This window comes from Candidatus Pelagibacter sp. PS_40, assembly GCF_059417765.1.
This window is the reverse complement of sequence record NZ_CM182064.1, coordinates 1,005,406-1,025,351: the sequence shown is the minus strand read 5'-3', so window position 1 is coordinate 1,025,351 and position 19,946 is coordinate 1,005,406. Positions and strand designations below refer to the sequence as shown.

Here is a 19,946-nt window from a genome sequence, read left to right as displayed (position 1 = left end):
AACTTATATCAGTTTTTCCAGATATTTTTTTAAATTCTTATAATTTAGGGCTTTATCAAACTTTTTATCATTAATTATTATCGTAGGAGTAGCATTAACTTCAAATTTTTTTACCCCATCGATTCGATCATTTAAAACGTAATCTTCTATAGCTTTATCACTTAAGCATTTTTCAAAATCTAAGTTTACACTTTCACTTTCTAAGAATTTTTTTAAATAACCCGTTGCTTCTTCTGGAGTTTTTCCTCTAGCCCATTTTTTTTGCCCAGAGTATAAAATATTCAAAATATTTGAATTACCATCGTTATTACACTGAGCAATTTTTGATGCATTAAAAGCTGCTAAATCTAATGGAAAATGTCTAAATTCTATTTTTACTAATCCTTTATCAATGAAGTCCTTTTTAAGTTCAGGTAATACATCTTTATGAAAATTTGCACAGTGACCACAAGTCAATGACTCGTATGCAATTATTGTTATTTTCGCACTTTCTTTTCCTTCAGAAATTCTTTTGACCATTTCATTATCTGCAGCAAGCGCTTTAGTGGAGAAGATTAAAAATATTATAAATAATGTTGAGGTGAATTTTTTCATCGTTGTTTAAATAGTTTTGTTAATTCAAGTAATGATTTTTTAATTTTATCATTCTTAATACTATTTATCCTATCTGCATATTTAATATTTGTCACATGATTTTCATTAGTGTCTAATTTTTTGAACTTTGTTTGGGCGTCATCAAAGCTTATGAATTTCAATTTCTCAACAACGGCATAGCCAAAAAAACTATTCATTTTATCCATTATTATTTTTTTAGAATACTCTAAATCAATCTCATGTCCTCTCTTTACCATTATTTGAAGAGTGCTTACTCCAAATTTATTCGAATTTTTAAAGGATTTGGGATAGCATATTTGAAAAAGATCATCTCCAACTATGTACTTCCAGTTATTAAGTGTTTCAGAAAATATATGACCCTTTTTTTTGATTATTTTTTTAATGTTTTTTGGCAAAGTGTCTTTAAAAGACCTTAAGCCTTGAATAGTTTTAAACCTCTGCTTAGTATTATTTTTAAATTGCATATGACCAAATCCATACTAACAAAAAAAATTCTTTATTGGTACGATAATAATAAAAGATCACTCCCATGGAGAAAAGAGTTATCACAAGTTAAGCGAGAATATTACACGTTAGTAAGTGAATTTATGTTACAGCAAACGCAGGTTGCAACTGTGATTCCATACTTTAATAATTTTATAAAAGATATTCCAGATATTAAATCTCTATCAAAAATTAAGGAACATAAGCTTTTAAAATATTGGGAGGGCCTTGGTTATTATTCAAGAGTAAAAAACTTAAAAAAGACTGCACAAATATTAGAAAAAAATTTTAATAGAAGGTTACCAAACACGATTGATGAATTAAAATTATTACCTGGAATAGGTGACTATACCTCTAATGCAATAATGGCAATTGCCTTTAACAAGCCATTTATTCCCTTAGATGGAAATATTGAAAGAGTAATTAAAAGATTATTAAATTTAAAATTACCCAAAGAAATTACAAAAGATAATCTTGTTAAGAATAAAAAAATATTAGGTAATTCAACTAGAGCAAGCGATTATGCTCAAGCACTAATGGAGCTAGGCGCATTGATTTGTCGACCTAAAAATCCCTTATGTCACCAATGCCCTTTAATTAAAAATTGTAAGTCTTTTAAAAAAAAAGATTTTGAAATAATAAAAGAAAGAAAAAAGAAGATTGATAAATTTTATTTATTAGAAGTTTATAAAAAAAATAATAAATTTTTGTTAATCAAAAATACTAAATTTAATTTTTTAAAGAATTTGCAAATATTTCCCATGAAGCAAATATCCAAACCTGATAATTTAGCAAAAGCTTTAAACTTCAAGATATCCAATATGAATATGAATGTAATAATCAAGTTTTCCAAGTTAAAAGGTGAAATTTCTAACTCTTCTTGGATTGATAGCTCTAAGCTTGAAGATTATACTTTGCCCACATTTACTAAAAAAATTTTTAATTATTTAAAAAAGATTTAATGAAAAATATAGCAATAATAGGAGCCGGTATTTCAGGTCTGTATATTGCAAATCTTTTAAGTCAAAACTCTAATTATCAAGTCACAATTTATGAGAAAAATGCTTCTGTTAATTTGGAAAAAGGATATGGAATTCAACTTTCAGCTAATAGCATCAAACTGTTAAATCAAATAAATTTTCAAAAAATCAGGATAGAAGATAAATTTCACCCCAATAAACTAGATTTTTATTCTTTAAAAAATAATAAAAAAATATGTGATTTAGATATATCCATGTTTAACAGCACTAATACAAAATATACTACCTTACAGCGCTCTACTTTAGTTAATTTCTTAAAAGATGGGCTTCATGAAAATATTATTCATTATAATAAAAAAGTTATAAAAATTAATGAAGAAGCAGAAAATAAAGAAGTTTCTTTTGAGGATGGTTTATCTGTTAAATGTGATTACTTAATTATCTCTGATGGAACTTTTTCAAAAACAAAATCATTAATTGCCAATAAAGAAACTAAACCAAAGTATTTTAACTCTATTGCCTTAAGAGCAACAATAGACCAGGGTGCCCTTAAGGGTATTAACCCAGAGAATATATCTTTGTTTTTAGGGTCTAATTTACACTCAGTTCTTTATCCAGTTAATAGCAAAGGACAGTTTAATTTTATTACCATTCTTAGAAAAAAGCTTAGCACTAAAGAGTTATCTGATTATTCTTTATTTGAGAACAAAGATTTTGCTGCATCTATTGTATCTGAAATATCAAAGCAAGTACCCACCGAAACAATGAACAATCTAAAAAGTATTAAATGTTTTCCAATATTTGTGAGTTCCGATGTCAATGAACCAAAAAATAAAGATACTTTTATCATTGGAGATGCCTTTTTTGCTTTACCTCCAACCTTTGCTCAAGGCGCCTCTCAATCAATAGAGGTTGCCAATGAACTTTATAAAAATTTAGAAAATGAATACACTCAATTTAACTATGAAAGAATTAAAAGAGTAAGGATGATTGATATGAAATCAAAACTCAATTATTTTGCTTTTCATTTATCCAATCCATTAATAATTTGGATTAGAAATCTAGTAATAAAAAAATTGGTTAAAAATGAAAAATTTATTAACAGTTATCTTGGTAAAATTTATAAAGACTAATTTTTAGAAATTAATCTTTGTCTTAAATTATCAATTGGCACAGAAACACCATTCACTGTACAATGCCAATAAGTCCATCCATTACAGCTTTCAGAACCAAGTATTGTTGCTGCAACTTTATGAATTGATCCTTCAGCTTGATTATGCTTGATACTTCCATCTGCCATAATCTTAGCAACTATTTTTTTCTTTTGATCAAAAATACTTGTTCCAGGCTTTATTATTCCAAGCTCTACTAGTGATCCAAAAGGTATTCTTGGCTTAGATCGATTATTTTTTAAAGTGTCTAAGAAATTATCCTCTAAAGGTTTTGTATTTTTTAACCTTTCTTCTGCTGCTTTAAAATAAGTCTTCTCTTTCTCTATACCATAATATTTTCTACCTAATTTTTTTGCAACCGTTGCAGTTGTTCCAGATCCTAAGAATGGGTCTAGAATTAAATCGTCCTTGTTTGATGATGCCAATAAAACTCTATGTAATAAAGATTCTGGTTTTTGAGTAGAGTGAACTTTTTTACCATTTTTTTTAAGTCTTTCTGCACCATTACAAATAGGTAAATTCCAATTAGATCTCATTTGAAGATCGTCATTTAAACATTTCAAAGATTGATAGTTAAAAGTATATTTTGACTTCTCACTTTTAGAAGCCCAAATTAAAGTTTCATGAGCATTTGTAAACCTTGTTCCTCTGAAATTAGGCATTGGGTTATTCTTATTCCAGATAACATCATTTAAAATCCAAAAACCCAAATTTTGTATTGCAGTGCCTACTCTAAAAATATTATGATAGCTTCCGATAACCCAGATGGCTCCATCTTTTTTTAATATTCTTTTACATTCAGAAAGCCAAGCAACTGTAAAGTCATCATATTTTTTAAAGCTTTCAAACTGATCCCATTTATCATTGACAGCACTGACTTTGCTTCTGTCTGGTCTTGTAAGGGAATTTTTTAATTGTAAATTGTATGGTGGATCAGCGAAAACAAGATCAAAGGTTTCGCTTGGAATTTTTTTTAATTCCTCGAGACTGTCACCATTAATAATCTTATTTTTAAAATTGTTTTCCATTTTGTATAAAACAATTAGACTCCAAACAGATTCCACGGTCAACCTGTGATTGAATTAAATGGATTCAATTTGTGTTTATTATTTCTTAAACAACCAGATCTTGTGTTGCTATTATTAGGATTTATAGAAGATCACTAACAGGAGAAAATGTTTTACGGTGATATTTGGTAATACCAAATTGTTTAATTGCCTTTAAATGTTCTTTGGTTCCATAACCAGAGTTTGTATCCCATCCATAATTATTAAATTCTTTTGAAAGTTTTGTAATAAATTTATCTCTACTGACTTTTGCAATAATTGATGCAGCAGAAATGCTTGGAATTTTTTGATCTCCTTTAATTACATATTCTAATTTATAGTTTTTTAAATCAGGTAGTTTGTTACCATCAATTAAAACAAGTGAAGGTTTTATCTTCAATTTAAGAATGGCTCTTTTCATTGCAAGTAAACTTGCATGCAATATATTAATTTTTTCAATTTCTTTAGTCGACGCCTGACCTATAGCCCATATAGAATTTTTTTTAATATATTTTTCAAGCTCTTCTCTTTTGTCTTTTGTTAGAGTTTTTGAATCTTTTAATAATTTTTTATCAATAGAATTATTTAATATGACAGCTGCTGCATAAACGGGTCCGATTAAGCTTCCTCTACCAACTTCATCAACACCTGCTAAGATTTTCATTAAACGGATAGGTTTAGTTCTAAGATTTTTTGTTTAATCTTTTTTAAGTCATCCCATGAATGTTTTTTATTTTCAGGAGCTCTTAAAAGATAAGAGGGGTTAAAAGTTATGATAACGTTGTAACTTGTATTCTTTACAATTACTTCTTTCCATTTTCCTCTTTCAATAGAAATTTTACTATTTAAACCAGTTAAAGATTCCATAGCAGTACTACCCATAAGAATTATTATTTTAGGATTTATTATTGAAATATGTTTTTGTAAAAATTGAGAATATCTTTTAATTTCTGTAGAGTTTGGCTTTCGATCTTCAGGGGGCCTAAAGTTTACAGCATATGTTGTATAAATATTTTGTTTTTCAATATTTATTGCAATTAGCATTTTTTTTAAAAGATCTCCTACCTCACCCATAAAAGTTAATCCGGCATTATCTTCTTCAACGCCTGGAGCTTCACCAATTAACATTATAGGGCTATTAATATTTCCATCTCCTAAAATTATTTTTTTTGAATTATTCTTTAAGTTACAATCACTAATTGAGTTTATTTGTTCTTTAAGATTCTCAAGCTCTTTAACTTTATCTATTTTTTGAATACTCAGATCTTTTTTTAAGTCATTACTAGTATTTTTTAGTCTATTGATTGGTTTTTCATCAAAAATAAAGTCAGATCCAGTAGAGTTTAAGAACTCAGAGTCAAAATTCGTTTTTTGATTTATTACTTTTTTAGACATAGAATGGCCAAATGTTGGTAAAGTTTTTTAAATTCTTTTTAATATTAATACTTTATCAGAGTCCATTATACTCAAAAAATACCAGTTTAAATGATTTTAATGCAAGGTATTTGTCTAATTATTTTTCAGGAATTGTAGCTTATGAAAATCTAGATAATACAGAAGCTTTAAAATTTTTTAATTCATCAAAAATATTAATAAAACAGCATGATGCCTATCTTGAGAGGTATGTATTTTCCTTAGTACTTGATGGCAAAGTTGAGAAAGCAATTAATCAAGTTAAACAGAACTCAACAAAAAACAACTCTGACTTTTTTCAGGCTAATTTGTTGCTGGCGGTTGATAGTTTAAAGAAAAAAAACTTTAAAAAAAGTAAAGTTTATATTGATAGATCATATGAATTTATTAACAATGATAGACTTTCATTAATCATTGCAGAAACCTTCAAGCAATATTTATCAGTTTTTGAAGAAAAAAAATTAGTGAAACAAACAAATACGTTTGGAAATTTTTCATTTATTAACGAAGTTTTTCAAAGATGTTATTTAAATGATAAAGATACAGAGAGATATTTCAATACATTAATTAATTCACAAAACGATGCTGATTATTCAAGGTATGTATTTTTTTTGATCAGTTATTTAATCAAGAAAGATAATTACGATAAGGCAAAAAAAGTTACTAATAATTTTGATTATTTAAATTCATCAGTATTAATTTCTCAAGGTAAAAAATGGATAGAAGATAAAAACTTAGATAATTTCCAAGAAATTTTTTCATGTACAAATTCGAATGACATTGTTAGTGAACTATTTTTTCTAATAGCAAATCTCTATTCCTCTCAGAATGATTATGAGAAATCAAATTTTTATTTAAATATAGCAAACTATTTAAATCCTAAATTTATTTTCAATTTGTCTTTATTAGCTGAAAATTATTATTTGAGTGATGATTATTCCAATACATTAAAAACTCTTGAAGCATTTGATAAAAAGCATGAATTTTATTATTGGTTTAAGTTAAAAAAAGAGTCTCAAATTATTTTAAAAAAAAATAATAAAGAAGCATCTCTAAAATTTATCAATGAAAAATTTAAAGAAATTAAAAACCCAAATAAAAAAATTATATTTGATATTGCAAATATGCATAAAAATGCAAAAAAATATATTGAAGCAATAAATTTTTATGATCAAATACTTTTAAAAATGAACGCTAATTCTGACTTATACGCTGAAATATTATATAGGCGTGGAGGAAGTTACGAGAGATCTGGAGATTATGTAAAAGCAGATAAAGATTTATTAAAGTCTCTAGAAGCCAACCCAGATGATGCTTATGTATTAAATTATTTAGCTTACTCATGGTTGGAAAGAGAGCATAAAATTGATACTGCTCTTAAAATGCTTGAAAAAGCTTATGAAGCCAGAAGTAACGATCCATACATTATTGATTCAATCGGTTGGGCATATTACTTAGTTGACGAATATGAAAAAGCAGAAAATTTTCTTAAAAGAGCAGTTGAATTAATGCCTCAGGATCCAGTAGTTAATGATCATTACGGTGATATTCTTTGGCAGCTTGATAGAAAAATTCAAGCAAGATATTTTTGGCAAGCTGTTTTAAATTTAGATGAGACTGAAGATGCCATGAAAAAAACTATTAAAAATAAATTATTAGAGGGATTAAAAAATTCCTAAATTATGAATAGTTTTAAGATAAAGTCTTATGCAAAGATAAATTTAGCTCTAAACGTTACAGGAAAAAAATCAAAGCTTCATAATATCGAAAGTTTAATTTCTTTTATCGATTTACATGATTCAATTACAATAACAGAAAGCAATACAAAACAGCATAAAATCAATTTTATTGGAAGATTTTCTAAAAACATCAGTAAAATTAATACTATTTCAAAATTGTTAAAAATTTTAGATAACAAAAAACTTTTGAATAATAAAAAATTTGAAATTAAAGTTATAAAACATATACCTCAAAAAGCCGGAATGGGAGGTGGGTCTATGAATGCTGCCAGTCTATTAAATTTTTTTATTGAAAAAAAATTAATTAAAATAAAAAAAAATGACTCAAAAAAAATAAGTAATGAAATAGGATCAGATGTGATTTTAGGTATAAAGCCATCACTTGCTATTCTTTTATCTAATGGAGATATTAAAAAATTCAAAAATAAAATTAAATTTCATATATTGGTTGCGAAACCTAACTTTGGATGTTCTACAAAATATATTTATTCTAAAGTTGATTCATTCTCTAAACCTCAATTTAACCCTCCTAAACAGAAACTATTTGAAGCAAAATATTTAAAAAATTTGGACAATGATCTTGAAAAGGTTGCCTTAAATAAATATCCAGAACTTAAGAGAATTAAATCCTACCTCAATGGTTTACCCAACACCCTATTTGTTAGAATGTCCGGATCAGGATCCTCAATAGTGGCTTATTTTCATTCCAAAAAGGCCTGCAAAAAAGCATGCAGCCAATATAAACGAAAATTTAATAACCACTGGTGTATTGAATCAAAAACTATATAATTTTTTTTTTTTGTGATATATGCAACTAATATTGGCCCATGGTGAAGTGGTATCACATCTGTTTTTGGTACAGAGATCCGAGGTTCGAATCCTTGTGGGCCAGCCATATATGAATAGCTTATTAGATAAAATTTTTTTTAGATCTCAAAACCTTAATCACATAAATTTAGGCTTCAAAAATATTAAAAAGGAAACAGAGGTTTCAAAAATATTTGAAGCAATTCATTCATACTCTAGCAATAGTGAAATCCGGTATGTAGGTGGATGTGTAAGAAAGATTATTAATAAAGAAGCATATGATGACATAGATTTAGCAGTTAATTTAAATCCAAAAGAGGTTTGTGAGGCTCTTACTAAAAAGGACATAAAATATTACGAGAGTGGAATAGAACATGGAACAATTACAGCGTTAATTAATGATATAAAGTTTGAAATTACATCATTGAGAAAAGACATTGATACAGATGGACGACATGCAAAAGTAGAGTTCTCTGATAGCTGGAAAGAAGATGCTTCTAGAAGAGATTTTACTATCAATTCTATTTACGCGGATATTGAAGGAAGTTTATTTGACCCATTTGATGGAAAAAAAGATTTAGAAAGAGGAAAAATTAATTTTATTGGAAATGTAGAAACCAGAATTAAAGAGGATTATTTAAGGGTATTAAGATATGTCAGATTTTTTCTTAGTTATTCTAAGCATAGTCATGACCCACAAGTTATTAAAGCAATTAAAAAAAACCTAAGTGGTGTTTCAAGTATTTCCTCAGAAAGATTAATAGATGAATTTCAAAAATTATTAAAATCAAATGGTTTTCTAAAGTTAACTAAGGATAAGGATTGTTTAGAGATTATAAATCTTATTTTTCCACAAATAAAAAATATTTCTCTATTCAATAAAATGAATAGTTTTGCAAAAAAAAACTTTCTTGAAATGGACTTTATTTTCTTATTATCTTTAATGATTATTGATGGAACTGATAATGTAGATTACTTTATTTATAAATTTAATTTATCCAAAAAAGATCAAAAAAGACTTATATTTTTAAATAAGTTTAATTTAGAAAAAAATACGAACCAAACCTTTTCAGAAAAAAATCTAAATAAAATTTTTTATTTTAATGGCAGGGAGGCATTATTAGATGTTCTTTATTTTAAAATTTTTAAATCCAAAAAAGTAGACAATAAGTTAATTAAAATGATTGAAATTTTTAAAAAAAAAGAAATGCCTGTTATGCCATTTAAAGCTAGTACTTTGATGGAAAAATATAAAATTCCTGAGGGAAAGGAGCTGGGACAGAAGTTAAAAGCAATAGAAGAAGTCTGGACTAGTAATGATTTTAAAATTTCAGATAAAGAACTTCAAAAAATAGTAAGTAATTAAACGTACTTTACATCTTTAATTTCAAAGTTTTTTACACCTGCGGGAGTTTTAATTTCAACTAAATCATTTTTGTTTTTTCCAATTAAACCTCTACCTATAGGTGATTGAAAAAATATCAGTTTTTTTTGAAGGTCAGCCTCGTCTTTTCCAACTATTTTATAGGTAATTTTTTCTCCAGTATCCAAATTTTCTAAATCTACAGTTGAGCCAAAGATGACTTTGCCATCATTACTCATTTTGGTTACATCAATAACATTTGCTCTTGCAATAATATCATTTATTTCTGTAATCCTTCCTTCGTTATGAGATTGTTCTTCTTTTGCAGCATGATATTCAGCATTCTCTTTCAGATCTCCATGAGATCTTGCTTCAGATATCGCAGCAACTATTTGAGGTCTTTTTTTTTCTTTTAAAAAAATTAACTCTTCCTTTAAACTTTCAAGACCATCTGCTGTTATTGGTTCTTTATCCATTTTAATTCCATTTTGCTATTGGAGGTAAAGACATTAATATTGCCTCAACATTACCACCTGTTTGTAGGCCAAATTTTGTTCCTCTATCATATAGTAAGTTAAACTCAGCATATCTACCTCTTTTAATATATTGTATCTCCTTTTGTTTTACAGTCCATTTCTTTTTGTGTTTCAATTGTATTATCGAGTTAAATAACATTTGAAAGGTAACTCCAAGATCTGTTACAAATTTAAAGTCTTTCTCCCAATCTTTTTTTTTGTAATCAAAAAAAATACCACCAATTCCCCTTGTTTCTTTTCTATGGGGTAAATAAAAATATTCATCACACCACTTTTTATATTTTTTATAAAATTTTTTATCATGTCGATCACACATTTTTTTTAATTCAGTATGAAGGAAGCTTTTTTCTTTAAGATCTTGGATGCAAGGGGTTACGTCCATACCACCACCAAACCATCCATGTGTTGTGTAGATAAATCTAGTGTTAAAATGAATTGCTGGAACATGAGGATTTTTCATATGCATTACAATAGAAATTCCTGATGCCCAAAAATTTGGATTTTTAGAGGCACCTGGGATTTTTTTACTCATTTTTTTTGAAAACTTTCCATGCACTTCTGAAAAATTTACACCAACTTTTTCAAAAATCTTACCATTTTTTAAAATTCTAAACTCTCCACCACCTTCATCCTTAATTTCACTTCTATTCCAAGTTTTAGATTTAAACTTAGATTTCTTACCTTCTAGTTTTTCAATGTCATTACAAATTGTGTTTTGCAGCAACTTAAACCAATTAGAAGCAAGTTTTTTTTTAATTTCTTTGTCCATTATTTATTAAAGTTAGTTTGCCTTAAATTTTCTGAAAGAATTATAGCAACTGAAGAGGCTATATTTAAAGATCTTTTATTGTCCATCATGGGTATTTTTAACCTATACTTAATTAAATTATGAACATGGTCTGGTACGCCAGCACTTTCTCTTCCAAATAAAAGTGTATCATTACTCTCAAATTTGAAGTCAGTATAAGAATCTGCTGATTTAGTTGTTAATAATATTACTCTCTCATTCTTTTTTGATTTAAAAAATTCATCTGAACTTTGATAAAATCTTATCATTTTTTCATCCATATAATCCATCACAACTCTTTTAAATCTTTTATCGCTGAATAAAAAACCACATGGTTCAATTATTTCTAAATCAGCCCCTAGACATGCACATGTTCTGATAATAGCAGCTGTATTTTGAGGAATATCAGGTTCATATAAGGCTATTTTAGGTCTCAAATTCATGTTTTATGTGTCATTGTTTCAGTGGAAAAAAAACTTTTTTCTTATATGAAATCATATATTAGATAACAATATACAAAAAATTAAAGATGTCTGAAAAAAAACCTGAAAGAAGAGAATTTTTATTTACAGCCTCATATGCGGTAGGTGCTGTTGGGGTAGGAGCTGTTGTTTGGCCACTTGTTGATCAAATGAACCCAGATGCATCTGTTAAAGCATTAGCTAGCACAGAAGTTGATGTAAGTTCAGTTCAACCTGGAAAAACAATCACTGTACTCTGGAGAGGAAAACCAGTTTTTATTAAAAGAAGAACACCCGAGGAAGTAGCTGAAGCAAGAGCTGTTAAAATGGAAGATTTAAAAGACCCTCAAAAAGATGAGGATAGAGCAAAAGATCCAGAATGGTTAGTTATGTTAGGTGTCTGTACGCATTTAGGATGTGTCCCTTTAAATGATAAAGGAGACTACAATGGTTGGTTTTGTCCTTGTCATGGTTCACATTATGATATCTCTGGAAGAATTAGAAAAGGTCCTGCTCCAACAAACATGGAAGTTCCAAAATATGAATTTGTTAACAGCAACACTATTAAAATTGGATAATAAATAATTATGAGTGATCACGAGTACGTTCCTAGTTCAAAATTTGGAAAATGGTTTAATGACAGGCTTCCACTTTTATCACTCGCTAGTCATTTAACTGATTATCCAACACCTAAGAATTTAAATTATTGGTGGACATTTGGTGGGATTTTAACTTTTTGTTTAATTACACAAATCGTTACCGGTTTAACTTTGGCTATGCACTACATTGCTCATGCTGACATGGCTTTTGAAAGTGTTGAACATATCATGCGGGACGTTAACTATGGTTGGTTAATAAGATATATTCATGCAAACGGTGCTTCAATGTTTTTCTTAGCAGTTTATATTCACATATTTAGATCTTTGTTTTATGGATCATATAAATCTCCAAGAGAAATTATTTGGATTATTGGAATAATAATTTACCTTTTAATGATGGCAGCAGCATTTATGGGATATGTTTTACCATGGGGTCAGATGAGTTTTTGGGGAGCAACAGTTATTACAAATCTTTTTAGCGCCATACCTTTAGTGGGTGAGGGAATAGTTAATTGGTTGTGGGGAGGTTATTCTGTAGATAACCCAACTTTAACAAGGTTTTTCACATTACATTACTTAATACCATTTTTAATCTTGGGCTTAGTCGTTCTTCATATTTGGGCGCTTCATGTTCCTGGAAACAATAACCCAGTGGGGATTGATGTTAAAAAACCTTCTAAGGATACAGTACCATTCCATCCATATATTGTGATCAAGGATGGCTTTGCACTATTAATGTTTATGATTGTATTTGCATTTTTTGTTTTTTATTCACCAAATATTTTAGGGCATGCAGATAATTATATAGAAGCAAACCCAATGGTAACACCAGCCCATATCGTTCCAGAGTGGTATCTATTACCATTTTATGCAATCCTAAGATCAGTTCCTGATAAATTAATGGGAGTAGTTGCAATGCTATCGGCAATTTTAATTTTAGCTGCACTGCCTTGGTTGGATACTTCAAAAATTAGATCAGCAGTATTTAGACCTCTTTACAAACAATTTTATTGGATACTAGTAGTGGATGTATTAGTTCTAGGTTACGTAGGTGCGATGCCAGCTGAAGGGCTTTACTTATTGATTGCCAGGGTTGCCACAGCTTACTACTTTATTCACTTTTTAATAATCTTACCGGTATTAGGATTTAAAGAAAAAACCATACCATTACCCTTAAGTATTACAGAACCAGTGCTTGGAGGGATGCCAATGGCATCAGCTGTTAAAAAAAAAGAAAGTTTAAATTAATTAAGTGAAAAATATTTTAAAAATTAGTTATTCAATTATTTTTTTATTAGTAGGAACTCTTACAGTTAATGCTGCAGAAAAAGTCGATCTTTTAAAAACAGATTGGAGTTTTAAGGGATTATTTGGAAAATTTGACAGAGGTTCACTTCAAAGAGGATATCAAGTTTATACTGAGGTTTGTGCATCGTGCCATTCAATGAAATATGTAAGTTATAGAAACTTATTTGAGCCAGGTGGACCAGAGTTTACAGAAGAGCAGGCTAAAGCAATAGCTGCAAGTTTTGAAGTTACAGATGGACCCAATAATGATGGAGAAATGTTTGTAAGACCCGCTAAGTTATCTGATAAATTTGTCATGCCTTATGAAAATGTTAAAGCAGCTCAAGCAGCAAATGGAGGAGCTTATCCTCCTGATATGTCTGTGCTAGCAAAAGCTAGAACTGGTGGGGTTGATTATATTTACTCATTGCTACTTGGTTACGAAGATCCACCGAGTGGTGTAACGCTTGATGATGGTGTTTACTATAACAAGTTTATGTATGGAAATAATATTAAGATGGCAGAACCATTATCAGATGGTTTGGTAGAATATAGTGATGGAACTACAGCATCTAAAGAGCAAATGGCAAAAGATGTTACAACATTTTTAATGTGGGCAGCTGAACCTCATTTAGAAAGCAGACACAAGATGGGCTTTAAGGCTATCTTGTATTTAATTATTTTAACTATTCTAGTTTACTTTAGTATGAAGAAAATTTGGTCACGTATTGAATCTGAAGTTTAATATATCACCATCTTTGACAATATAATCTTTTCCTTCAAGTCTCATTTTTCCATTTGTCTTTGAATTGACCCAACCATCATTAGCTATGAAGTCTTCATAAGCAATTGTTTCAGCTCTTATAAAACCTTTTTCAAAATCAGTGTGTATTTCACCAGCTGCTTTTGGTGCAGTACAATTTTTTTGGATAGTCCAAGCTCTAGTTTCTTCAGGCCCAGATGTAAAATAAGTGTCTAGCTCTAAAATATTGTAACCTTTTTGAATTAACATATTTAAACCAGTTCTTTTTAATCCAATCATCTCCATATAATTTTCTTTTTCTTCATTTTCTAATTGATTTATTTGGTTCTCAATATCGGCTGAAACTATTAAGGTATTTTTTTCACCATATTTATCAATAAATGCTTGAGTGTATTTATTTCCATTTTGAACACTTGCCTCATCAACATTACATACAAAAATTTTAGGCTTTAAAGACAATAAACCACTTTGGCTTATTAATTTTTTATCAAATTGTTCATAAAGTATTTGAATATCTTTGGAATTATTTATGCAGTCAGAAGCAATTTCTAATATTTTTAATTGCTCCTCATCTACATTTTTCTTATTATTTTTTTCTAATCTTTTTTGTATTGACTCAAGGTCAGCCAACATCATTTCTGTTTCAATAATTTCCAAATCTCTAATTGGATCAACAGTTGGGTTCACATTTTGAATATCATCAGAGTCAAAACATCTGATCATATGAATGACTGCATCGACTTCTCTTATATGAGATAAGAATTTATTTCCTAAGCCTTCACCTTTAGAGGCGCCCGCTACTAGTCCGGCTATATCGACAAACTCAATAGTAGTATTAATTTTTTTTTTTGATTTTGATATTTCTACCAATTTGTCTAGTCTTTCATCTGGCACAGGAACCACACCAACATTTGGCTCTATCGTGCAAAAAGGGAAGTTTGCAGCTTGTGCCTTACTAGAATTTGTAAGTGCATTAAATAGTGTAGATTTACCAACGTTAGGTAAGCCAACAATTCCACACTTAAAACTCATTATTTATTATTTACAGTGCTTGAGAATAAATCTAATTTTTTATCAATTAATATAGCCATTGAATCAATAATATTTTTAGTAATTTTTTCTAGTTGTATCATTTCATCTTCATCAAAATCTTTTAATACATGATCTGCAACATCAGCCTTAGTTTTGGGTCTTCCAATTCCTATTCTAACTCTTGAATAATCTTTACCAATAAATTTATCTATAGACTCAATTCCATTATGTCCTGCACTTGATCCTGCAAATTTTGCTTTCACTTTTCCAAATTCAAGGTCAAGGTCATCATGGAAGACAATCACATCTTCAGCATCAATTTTGAAGTATTCAATTAATTCCCTTATACAAATTCCAGAATTATTCATAAAGGTTAAGGGTTTTATTGCATAAACCTTTTTATCTTCAATATTGCCTGTTGTTAATAATCCTTTAAATTTTGGTTTTTGTTTAGACAAACCAAATTTTTGATTAAGAGCATCAATTAATTTGAAACCAATATTGTGTCTGTTGTTTTCGCTATCAGGTGTTGGATTTCCTAAGCCTACAAATAAAAGCATATTTTTTTTAAATCGTATCTAGGAGTCTTCACTATGATAAGTTGATTATTTTTTTTCTTCAGTGGCTTTTTTTTCGTCACCATCTTTTTTATCACCCTCAGCTGCTGGTGCTGCTTCTTTACCATCTTCTGCTGCTTCTGCTTCAGCTTCAGCTGGTTTTTCTGGCTCTTTCATCACTGTAGGTGCTGCTAAAGTTGCAATTACAAAATCTCTTCCAATAATAGTTGGTGTAACACCTTCTTCTAATTTTACTGAAGATATTTTGAAACTTTCCCCAATATCCACTCCATCTAAGTCAATAGTTATTGCAGATGGAATTTTCTCACTTGGACATTTTAATTCTATTTTTCTTCTCACAATGTTTAGTACTCCACCTCTTTTTAGGCCTGGTGAAGTTTCATGGTTAATAAATACTACAGGCACTTCTATTCTAATTTTTACACCTGGTACAACTCTTAGAAAATCAATATGAGTTGGCTCATCGGATATTACGTTATAAGTAATTTCCCTTGGTAAAACATTTTGAGGTTTGCCATCTAAATTAAGAGTTATTATGTTTGATAAGAAACTTCCTTTATCTATTAAAGATTTTAATGTTTTTTTTAATACAGTAACTTTTTGATTTTGATCTGGTCCCCCATAGATTATGCCAGGGATATTTCCAGCCGATCTAAGAGAACGGACATCTCCTTTTGACTTAGTATTTCTAGTATTTGCATCAAGTGAATTCATAAAAAGATGGCTTTTAGCCCAAGTTTCTTAATAACTCAAGATAATTATTTAAATAAATCGGATACAGATGTTGAGTTAGAGATCCTTTTAATTGCCTCACCCATAAGTGCTGAAATAGGCAAAACTTCTATATTTTTAACATCTTTAATTTTATCGTGATTATCAATTGTATCCGTTATTACTAATTTTCTAATAACTGATTTTTTAATTTTATCTACTGCTTCTCCACTTAAAACTCCGTGAGTAATATAAACATAAACCTCTTTAGCACCTCTATCCTTTAAAGCTTTCGCAGCGTTTACTATAGTTCCACCTGAATCAATTATATCATCAACTATAATACAGGTTTTCCCTTTAACATTTCCTATAACATTCATAACTTTGGATTGTCCTGGTTTAGGTCTTCTTTTATCCACAATAGCAAGTTCCACATTTAAAATTTTACCAAGTGCTCTCGCTCTTTCAGTTCCACCAACGTCTGGTGCAACACAAATAATATTTTTACTTTTAATATTTTTTTTAGCATGTCTTGCAAAAATTGGTGTAGCAAATAAATTATCTACAGGAATGTCAAAAAAGCCCTGAATTTGTCCTGCATGAAGGTCTACAGTAACAACTCTGTCAGCACCTGCTTTAGTAATTAAATTAGAAACCAGTTTTGCAGAAATAGAAGTTCTAGGCACTACTTTTCTGTCTTGTCGTGCATATCCAAAATAAGGAATGACGGCAGTAATATTTTTTGCTGAAGATCTTTTTAAAGCATCAATGCAAAGTAGTAATTCCATTAGGTTGTCGTTTGCAGGTGATGAAATAGACTGAATTATAAAGATACTATTACCTCTAATATTTTCATTAATTTCTATATAAATTTCTCCATCAGAAAACTTTTTTATACTTGAGTTTACAAGCTTAGTTTTTAAATATTTTGCAATATTTTTACTAAGAGGTTTATTGCTGTTTCCAGTTAATAATTTCATGAGATATTATGAATTAATCATAATTACAGAAATATTTCTACCATAATCATTCTCATTGCGGCTAATAGATCTTCGTGCACTAAAAAAATTATTTTTAGGATTAAATGTATTATTATTAATTATATCAATTTTCTTTATATTTAAGGCTTTTAATTGAGAAAGGACGTATTTCTTTAAATCAAAGAAATCTTTATTTTGAATTTTTTTAAAAAATTTTTTATTTTTTCCATCCTTTTTAATGAGTTTTTTAATAAAATCTTTTTTTACCTCATAATTTTTTACTGAAATACATGGACCAATAACTGCAGTAACATTTTTAGGATCACATCCTTTTTTGATCATAAAATTTAAGGTTCTTTTAATTATCCCTTTGAAAGCACCCTTCCAGCCAGCATGGATTGCAGCAATCATCTTTTCTTTCTCATCATAAACAAGTATTGGAGCACAATCTGCAGTTAATATAGCTATAGGAAATTCCTTTTTATTTGTGACTAGCGCATCTCCTTCAAAATTATAATTTTTAAGTTTTAGATTTTTATCTATAAAATGAAATTTATTGCTGTGAATTTGCTTGAGTAAAATAATTTTTTTAAGCTTAGTTTTAATTTTCCTTTGAACGATTTGAAGATTTTTTAAAACATTTTTTTTATTGTCTGAGGACCCAGGGCCACAATTTAAGCTCTTAAAAATACCTAGAGATTTTCCACCCTTTCTATTAAAGAAAGCATGCTGTAAGTTTTTAAATTTACTGAGTTTCTTTGACTTAATCAGTTTAAAACCCCAATTTAAATTTATTTTTATGTGTTGTTATTAGCATTACTTTAAACAATTCACCCATTTGATTTTTATCTATAAGTCTTTTTATTCTAAAATAAATATCAGCTTTTTCACTAAATAACATTTTCTTGGACAATATTTCTGCTCTTTCAAGAATACCAAGTTTTGTTAAAAATTCACCTTGAGTAGTATTCATTGAGGTAAGTGAGCTTAATTCTTTAACTATTCTATTTAATAAACTAAAACTTAAATTGTAGGTAATATCAGAATTACCAAACCCTTTTAGTACATCACAATATTTATGTTTCGATACAGCTTGCAGGGTATTTTTCATTTTTTTATCAGTATACGCATAATCTATTATTAAAATTCCACCATTATTACGTTTAATCTTATTGAAGATAATTTCTAGGTATTCGGTTGATTGTGGTGAATACTCAATAAAGTTCTGTTGTTTTGTAATTTTAAATTTAATTTTATTTACAAATTTTTCCATATCAAAAGGAACATCAAAATACTCAAATTTATTGTTAAAAAATCTGACATGTCTTTCAAACCATTTTCTTTCTTTCTTTATGAATTGTTTAATAGGTAAGGCGTCAAAAAATTCGTTTGCCAAAAAAATACATGGCGAATTATCTAATTCGCTTAAATCATTTAACCATTGAATATTTTTTTTATTGATATTAATTTTTTGTTTTTTTCGAAGCAATTTACTTCTTTCTAAAATCTTAATGTGACAAGAATTTTTAAATATTTGAAATTTTTCAAAGGTATTGACTAAAACTTTCATCATTTCACCATTACCGGCCCCTAATTCGATTAAATTAAATTTTTTAGGGCAACCTAGATTTTGCCAAAATGAAACCACCCAAATTGCAATCATTTCTGAAAATAATACAGATATGTTGGGTGAAGTTATGAAATCACCCTTTTTGCCAAAGGGATTTTTTTTCATGTAGTAGCCTGATGTTTTATTATAAAGAGACTCCTCTATAAACTTATCTAGGGTAAACGACTGATTATTCTTAATTTTCATTTTTTAAAGATAAAAGGTAAACCCCAGTCAGAAAAAAAAGAACACTTATCAATTGACCTAATGTTAGATTTAAAACTAAGTAACCGATTTGTGGATCTGGAGATCTGAAAAATTCTATAAAAAATCTAAATAGAGAATAAAAGATCAGGAATAAAGCAGAGATTTTTCCAGGTACTTTTAAATAATCTTTTTTAAAAAAATACCCAAGTACAAAGAAAAGAATTATTCCCTCAAAAAAAGCCTCATATAATTGTGAAGGGTGCCTTTTGATATTATCTATTAGAACAAATTGAACTGACCAAGGAAGGTCTGTAGCTCTTCCATAAAGCTCTGAGTTTATAAAATTGGCAATTCTACCAAAAAAGATTCCAATTGGAGCAGATAGGGCAACCAAGTCTAAAAATATAAACGAATTTGTATTGTGTTTTTTTGAAAACAATATTGATGCAATTATAATTCCAATTAAAGCACCATGAAATGACATTCCTCCATTCCAAACCATCAATATTTCTATAGGGTTATCTAAATAATATTTTAGATTATAAAATAAAGTATAACCAAGCCGACCTCCCAAAATCATACCTATAATGAGATAGGTTATAAAGTCATCAAATAGCTGAAGAATATGAGAGTCTTTTATTAATTTTTTTTTACAATACAGCCAACCAAGTGCAATACCCACAATATAAGCCAAAGAATACCATCTGATTTCTAATGAAAATATTTGAAACGCAACTGGGTCAAAATTATTAATAAACATTTTTAAAAAACTACGTAT

General features: G+C 28.7%; 23 protein-coding genes and 1 tRNA gene. 9 read left to right on the top strand and 15 right to left on the bottom strand.

What is annotated here, in order from left to right:
- Window positions 1-3 precede the first annotated feature (3 nt).
- Window positions 4-594, bottom strand: a complete 591-nt coding sequence (locus tag AC5SLW_RS05430) for a thioredoxin domain-containing protein (protein ID WP_494574854.1) — start codon at window positions 592-594, stop codon at window positions 4-6.
- The gene (locus tag AC5SLW_RS05425) at window positions 591-1,079 is read right to left on the bottom strand and encodes a DciA family protein (protein ID WP_011281480.1); all 489 of its coding nucleotides are present in this window, start codon (window positions 1,077-1,079) and stop codon (window positions 591-593) included. The genes AC5SLW_RS05430 and AC5SLW_RS05425 overlap by 4 nt, the downstream gene beginning before the upstream one ends.
- Here AC5SLW_RS05425 and AC5SLW_RS05420 point away from each other — a divergent pair, their 5' ends adjacent.
- Together AC5SLW_RS05420 and AC5SLW_RS05415 are read left to right on the top strand one after the other, a co-directional pair.
- A complete protein-coding gene (locus AC5SLW_RS05420) occupies window positions 1,080-2,060 on the top strand; it encodes an A/G-specific adenine glycosylase (protein WP_018413538.1) in 981 nt (326 codons plus the stop codon). It begins immediately after the preceding gene.
- Window positions 2,060-3,211: an FAD-dependent monooxygenase gene (locus tag AC5SLW_RS05415; protein WP_494574852.1), complete on the top strand. Its 1,152-nt coding sequence runs from the start codon at window positions 2,060-2,062 to the stop codon at window positions 3,209-3,211. Before AC5SLW_RS05420 ends, AC5SLW_RS05415 begins: the two co-directional genes overlap by 1 nt.
- On the opposite strand, the gene AC5SLW_RS05410 is transcribed toward AC5SLW_RS05415, so the two are convergent.
- The 3 genes from AC5SLW_RS05410 to AC5SLW_RS05400 all read right to left on the bottom strand — a co-directional run bounded on the left by AC5SLW_RS05410 (window position 3,208) and on the right by AC5SLW_RS05400 (window position 5,691).
- On the bottom strand, window positions 3,208-4,278 hold the full coding sequence (locus tag AC5SLW_RS05410; RefSeq protein ID WP_494574850.1) for a site-specific DNA-methyltransferase: 1,071 nt from the start codon (window positions 4,276-4,278) through the stop codon (window positions 3,208-3,210). The two genes, AC5SLW_RS05415 and AC5SLW_RS05410, sit on opposite strands and share 4 nt — an antisense overlap.
- A gap of 121 nt (window positions 4,279-4,399) precedes the next feature.
- A complete protein-coding gene (rnhB, locus tag AC5SLW_RS05405) occupies window positions 4,400-4,960 on the bottom strand; it encodes a ribonuclease HII (RefSeq protein WP_494574848.1) in 561 nt (186 codons plus the stop codon).
- The gene (locus AC5SLW_RS05400; RefSeq protein ID WP_494574846.1) at window positions 4,960-5,691 is read right to left on the bottom strand and encodes a uracil-DNA glycosylase; all 732 of its coding nucleotides are present in this window, start codon (window positions 5,689-5,691) and stop codon (window positions 4,960-4,962) included. Before AC5SLW_RS05400 ends, rnhB begins: the two co-directional genes overlap by 1 nt.
- An 11-nt stretch (window positions 5,692-5,702) precedes the next feature.
- Between AC5SLW_RS05400 and AC5SLW_RS05395 the strand changes: the two genes are divergently transcribed.
- From AC5SLW_RS05395 to AC5SLW_RS05380, 4 genes are all read left to right on the top strand, one after another.
- A complete protein-coding gene (locus tag AC5SLW_RS05395) occupies window positions 5,703-7,388 on the top strand; it encodes a tetratricopeptide repeat protein (protein ID WP_494574844.1) in 1,686 nt (561 codons plus the stop codon).
- 3 nt (window positions 7,389-7,391) lie between these two features.
- Window positions 7,392-8,237: a 4-(cytidine 5'-diphospho)-2-C-methyl-D-erythritol kinase gene (locus AC5SLW_RS05390; protein ID WP_011281473.1), complete on the top strand. Its 846-nt coding sequence runs from the start codon at window positions 7,392-7,394 to the stop codon at window positions 8,235-8,237.
- 32 nt (window positions 8,238-8,269) lie between these two features.
- Window positions 8,270-8,343: transfer RNA gene (locus tag AC5SLW_RS05385), tRNA-Gln, on the top strand.
- Between the two features lie 3 nt (window positions 8,344-8,346).
- Window positions 8,347-9,621: a CCA tRNA nucleotidyltransferase gene (locus AC5SLW_RS05380; RefSeq protein WP_011281472.1), complete on the top strand. Its 1,275-nt coding sequence runs from the start codon at window positions 8,347-8,349 to the stop codon at window positions 9,619-9,621.
- Here AC5SLW_RS05380 and greA read toward each other — a convergent pair.
- From greA to AC5SLW_RS05365, 3 genes are read right to left on the bottom strand one after another with little or no spacing between them, the layout of a single operon-like run.
- Window positions 9,618-10,094, bottom strand: coding sequence for a transcription elongation factor GreA (gene greA, locus AC5SLW_RS05375; protein WP_006997805.1), 477 nt, complete (start codon window positions 10,092-10,094; stop codon window positions 9,618-9,620). The genes AC5SLW_RS05380 and greA overlap by 4 nt on opposite strands.
- Before the next feature lies 1 nt (window position 10,095).
- Window positions 10,096-10,923 carry an oxygen-dependent coproporphyrinogen oxidase gene (gene hemF / locus AC5SLW_RS05370; protein WP_006997806.1) on the bottom strand — a complete coding sequence of 276 codons (828 nt, stop codon included), beginning with the start codon at window positions 10,921-10,923 and terminating at the stop codon, window positions 10,096-10,098.
- The gene (locus AC5SLW_RS05365) at window positions 10,923-11,384 is read right to left on the bottom strand and encodes a tRNA (cytidine(34)-2'-O)-methyltransferase (RefSeq protein ID WP_006997807.1); all 462 of its coding nucleotides are present in this window, start codon (window positions 11,382-11,384) and stop codon (window positions 10,923-10,925) included. The genes hemF and AC5SLW_RS05365 overlap by 1 nt, the downstream gene beginning before the upstream one ends.
- An 86-nt stretch (window positions 11,385-11,470) precedes the next feature.
- Here AC5SLW_RS05365 and petA point away from each other — a divergent pair, with 86 nt between their 5' ends.
- From petA to AC5SLW_RS05350, 3 genes are read left to right on the top strand one after another with little or no spacing between them, the layout of a single operon-like run.
- Window positions 11,471-11,980: a ubiquinol-cytochrome c reductase iron-sulfur subunit gene (gene petA / locus AC5SLW_RS05360; RefSeq protein WP_011281471.1), complete on the top strand. Its 510-nt coding sequence runs from the start codon at window positions 11,471-11,473 to the stop codon at window positions 11,978-11,980.
- Window positions 11,981-11,989: 9 nt separating this feature from the next.
- Window positions 11,990-13,249 carry a cytochrome b gene (locus AC5SLW_RS05355; RefSeq protein WP_011281470.1) on the top strand — a complete coding sequence of 420 codons (1,260 nt, stop codon included), beginning with the start codon at window positions 11,990-11,992 and terminating at the stop codon, window positions 13,247-13,249.
- A 4-nt stretch (window positions 13,250-13,253) separates the two neighbouring features.
- A complete protein-coding gene (locus tag AC5SLW_RS05350) occupies window positions 13,254-14,033 on the top strand; it encodes a cytochrome c1 (RefSeq protein ID WP_011281469.1) in 780 nt (259 codons plus the stop codon).
- Here AC5SLW_RS05350 and ychF read toward each other — a convergent pair.
- Genes ychF through lgt form a run of 7 tightly spaced genes read right to left on the bottom strand, consistent with a single transcriptional unit; the run spans window position 14,010 to window position 19,928 of the window.
- Window positions 14,010-15,083, bottom strand: a complete 1,074-nt coding sequence (gene ychF / locus AC5SLW_RS05345; RefSeq protein ID WP_006997811.1) for a redox-regulated ATPase YchF — start codon at window positions 15,081-15,083, stop codon at window positions 14,010-14,012. The two genes, AC5SLW_RS05350 and ychF, sit on opposite strands and share 24 nt — an antisense overlap.
- Window positions 15,083-15,643 carry an aminoacyl-tRNA hydrolase gene (gene pth, locus AC5SLW_RS05340; RefSeq protein WP_271486918.1) on the bottom strand — a complete coding sequence of 187 codons (561 nt, stop codon included), beginning with the start codon at window positions 15,641-15,643 and terminating at the stop codon, window positions 15,083-15,085. Before pth ends, ychF begins: the two co-directional genes overlap by 1 nt.
- Window positions 15,644-15,688: 45 nt before the next feature.
- Entirely contained in the window at window positions 15,689-16,375 is a 687-nt protein-coding gene (locus AC5SLW_RS05335) for a 50S ribosomal protein L25/general stress protein Ctc (RefSeq protein ID WP_027307156.1), read from the bottom strand.
- A 44-nt stretch (window positions 16,376-16,419) separates the two neighbouring features.
- Window positions 16,420-17,352: a ribose-phosphate pyrophosphokinase gene (locus AC5SLW_RS05330; RefSeq protein ID WP_494574839.1), complete on the bottom strand. Its 933-nt coding sequence runs from the start codon at window positions 17,350-17,352 to the stop codon at window positions 16,420-16,422.
- 6 nt (window positions 17,353-17,358) lie between these two features.
- A complete protein-coding gene (gene pgeF / locus AC5SLW_RS05325) occupies window positions 17,359-18,120 on the bottom strand; it encodes a peptidoglycan editing factor PgeF (protein WP_494575827.1) in 762 nt (253 codons plus the stop codon).
- Between the two features lie 4 nt (window positions 18,121-18,124).
- Window positions 18,125-19,168 carry an SAM-dependent methyltransferase gene (locus AC5SLW_RS05320; RefSeq protein WP_011281465.1) on the bottom strand — a complete coding sequence of 348 codons (1,044 nt, stop codon included), beginning with the start codon at window positions 19,166-19,168 and terminating at the stop codon, window positions 18,125-18,127.
- A complete protein-coding gene (gene lgt, locus AC5SLW_RS05315; RefSeq protein ID WP_006997817.1) occupies window positions 19,158-19,928 on the bottom strand; it encodes a prolipoprotein diacylglyceryl transferase in 771 nt (256 codons plus the stop codon). Before lgt ends, AC5SLW_RS05320 begins: the two co-directional genes overlap by 11 nt.
- Window positions 19,929-19,946: the final 18 nt, after the last annotated feature.

What these genes read in the sequence shown, in the direction of transcription:
- lgt (WP_006997817.1), bottom strand. Translation starts at nt 19,928, where the DNA reads ATGTTTATTAATAATTTTGACCCAGTTGCGTTTCAAATATTTTCATTA.
- AC5SLW_RS05390 (WP_011281473.1), top strand. Translation starts at nt 7,392, where the DNA reads ATGAATAGTTTTAAGATAAAGTCTTATGCAAAGATAAATTTAGCTCTA.
- AC5SLW_RS05410 (WP_494574850.1), bottom strand. Translation starts at nt 4,278, where the DNA reads ATGGAAAACAATTTTAAAAATAAGATTATTAATGGTGACAGTCTCGAG.
- AC5SLW_RS05335 (WP_027307156.1), bottom strand. Translation starts at nt 16,375, where the DNA reads ATGAATTCACTTGATGCAAATACTAGAAATACTAAGTCAAAAGGAGAT.
- pth (WP_271486918.1), bottom strand. Translation starts at nt 15,643, where the DNA reads ATGCTTTTATTTGTAGGCTTAGGAAATCCAACACCTGATAGCGAAAAC.
- AC5SLW_RS05420 (WP_018413538.1), top strand. Translation starts at nt 1,080, where the DNA reads ATGACCAAATCCATACTAACAAAAAAAATTCTTTATTGGTACGATAAT.
- ychF (WP_006997811.1), bottom strand. Translation starts at nt 15,083, where the DNA reads ATGAGTTTTAAGTGTGGAATTGTTGGCTTACCTAACGTTGGTAAATCT.
- AC5SLW_RS05355 (WP_011281470.1), top strand. Translation starts at nt 11,990, where the DNA reads ATGAGTGATCACGAGTACGTTCCTAGTTCAAAATTTGGAAAATGGTTT.
- AC5SLW_RS05365 (WP_006997807.1), bottom strand. Translation starts at nt 11,384, where the DNA reads ATGAATTTGAGACCTAAAATAGCCTTATATGAACCTGATATTCCTCAA.
- AC5SLW_RS05425 (WP_011281480.1), bottom strand. Translation starts at nt 1,079, where the DNA reads ATGCAATTTAAAAATAATACTAAGCAGAGGTTTAAAACTATTCAAGGC.
- petA (WP_011281471.1), top strand. Translation starts at nt 11,471, where the DNA reads ATGTCTGAAAAAAAACCTGAAAGAAGAGAATTTTTATTTACAGCCTCA.
- AC5SLW_RS05320 (WP_011281465.1), bottom strand. Translation starts at nt 19,168, where the DNA reads ATGAAAATTAAGAATAATCAGTCGTTTACCCTAGATAAGTTTATAGAG.
- rnhB (WP_494574848.1), bottom strand. Translation starts at nt 4,960, where the DNA reads ATGAAAATCTTAGCAGGTGTTGATGAAGTTGGTAGAGGAAGCTTAATC.
- AC5SLW_RS05415 (WP_494574852.1), top strand. Translation starts at nt 2,060, where the DNA reads ATGAAAAATATAGCAATAATAGGAGCCGGTATTTCAGGTCTGTATATT.
- AC5SLW_RS05330 (WP_494574839.1), bottom strand. Translation starts at nt 17,352, where the DNA reads ATGAAATTATTAACTGGAAACAGCAATAAACCTCTTAGTAAAAATATT.
- AC5SLW_RS05380 (WP_011281472.1), top strand. Translation starts at nt 8,347, where the DNA reads ATGAATAGCTTATTAGATAAAATTTTTTTTAGATCTCAAAACCTTAAT.
- greA (WP_006997805.1), bottom strand. Translation starts at nt 10,094, where the DNA reads ATGGATAAAGAACCAATAACAGCAGATGGTCTTGAAAGTTTAAAGGAA.
- AC5SLW_RS05430 (WP_494574854.1), bottom strand. Translation starts at nt 594, where the DNA reads ATGAAAAAATTCACCTCAACATTATTTATAATATTTTTAATCTTCTCC.
- hemF (WP_006997806.1), bottom strand. Translation starts at nt 10,923, where the DNA reads ATGGACAAAGAAATTAAAAAAAAACTTGCTTCTAATTGGTTTAAGTTG.
- AC5SLW_RS05400 (WP_494574846.1), bottom strand. Translation starts at nt 5,691, where the DNA reads ATGTCTAAAAAAGTAATAAATCAAAAAACGAATTTTGACTCTGAGTTC.
- AC5SLW_RS05395 (WP_494574844.1), top strand. Translation starts at nt 5,703, where the DNA reads ATGTTGGTAAAGTTTTTTAAATTCTTTTTAATATTAATACTTTATCAG.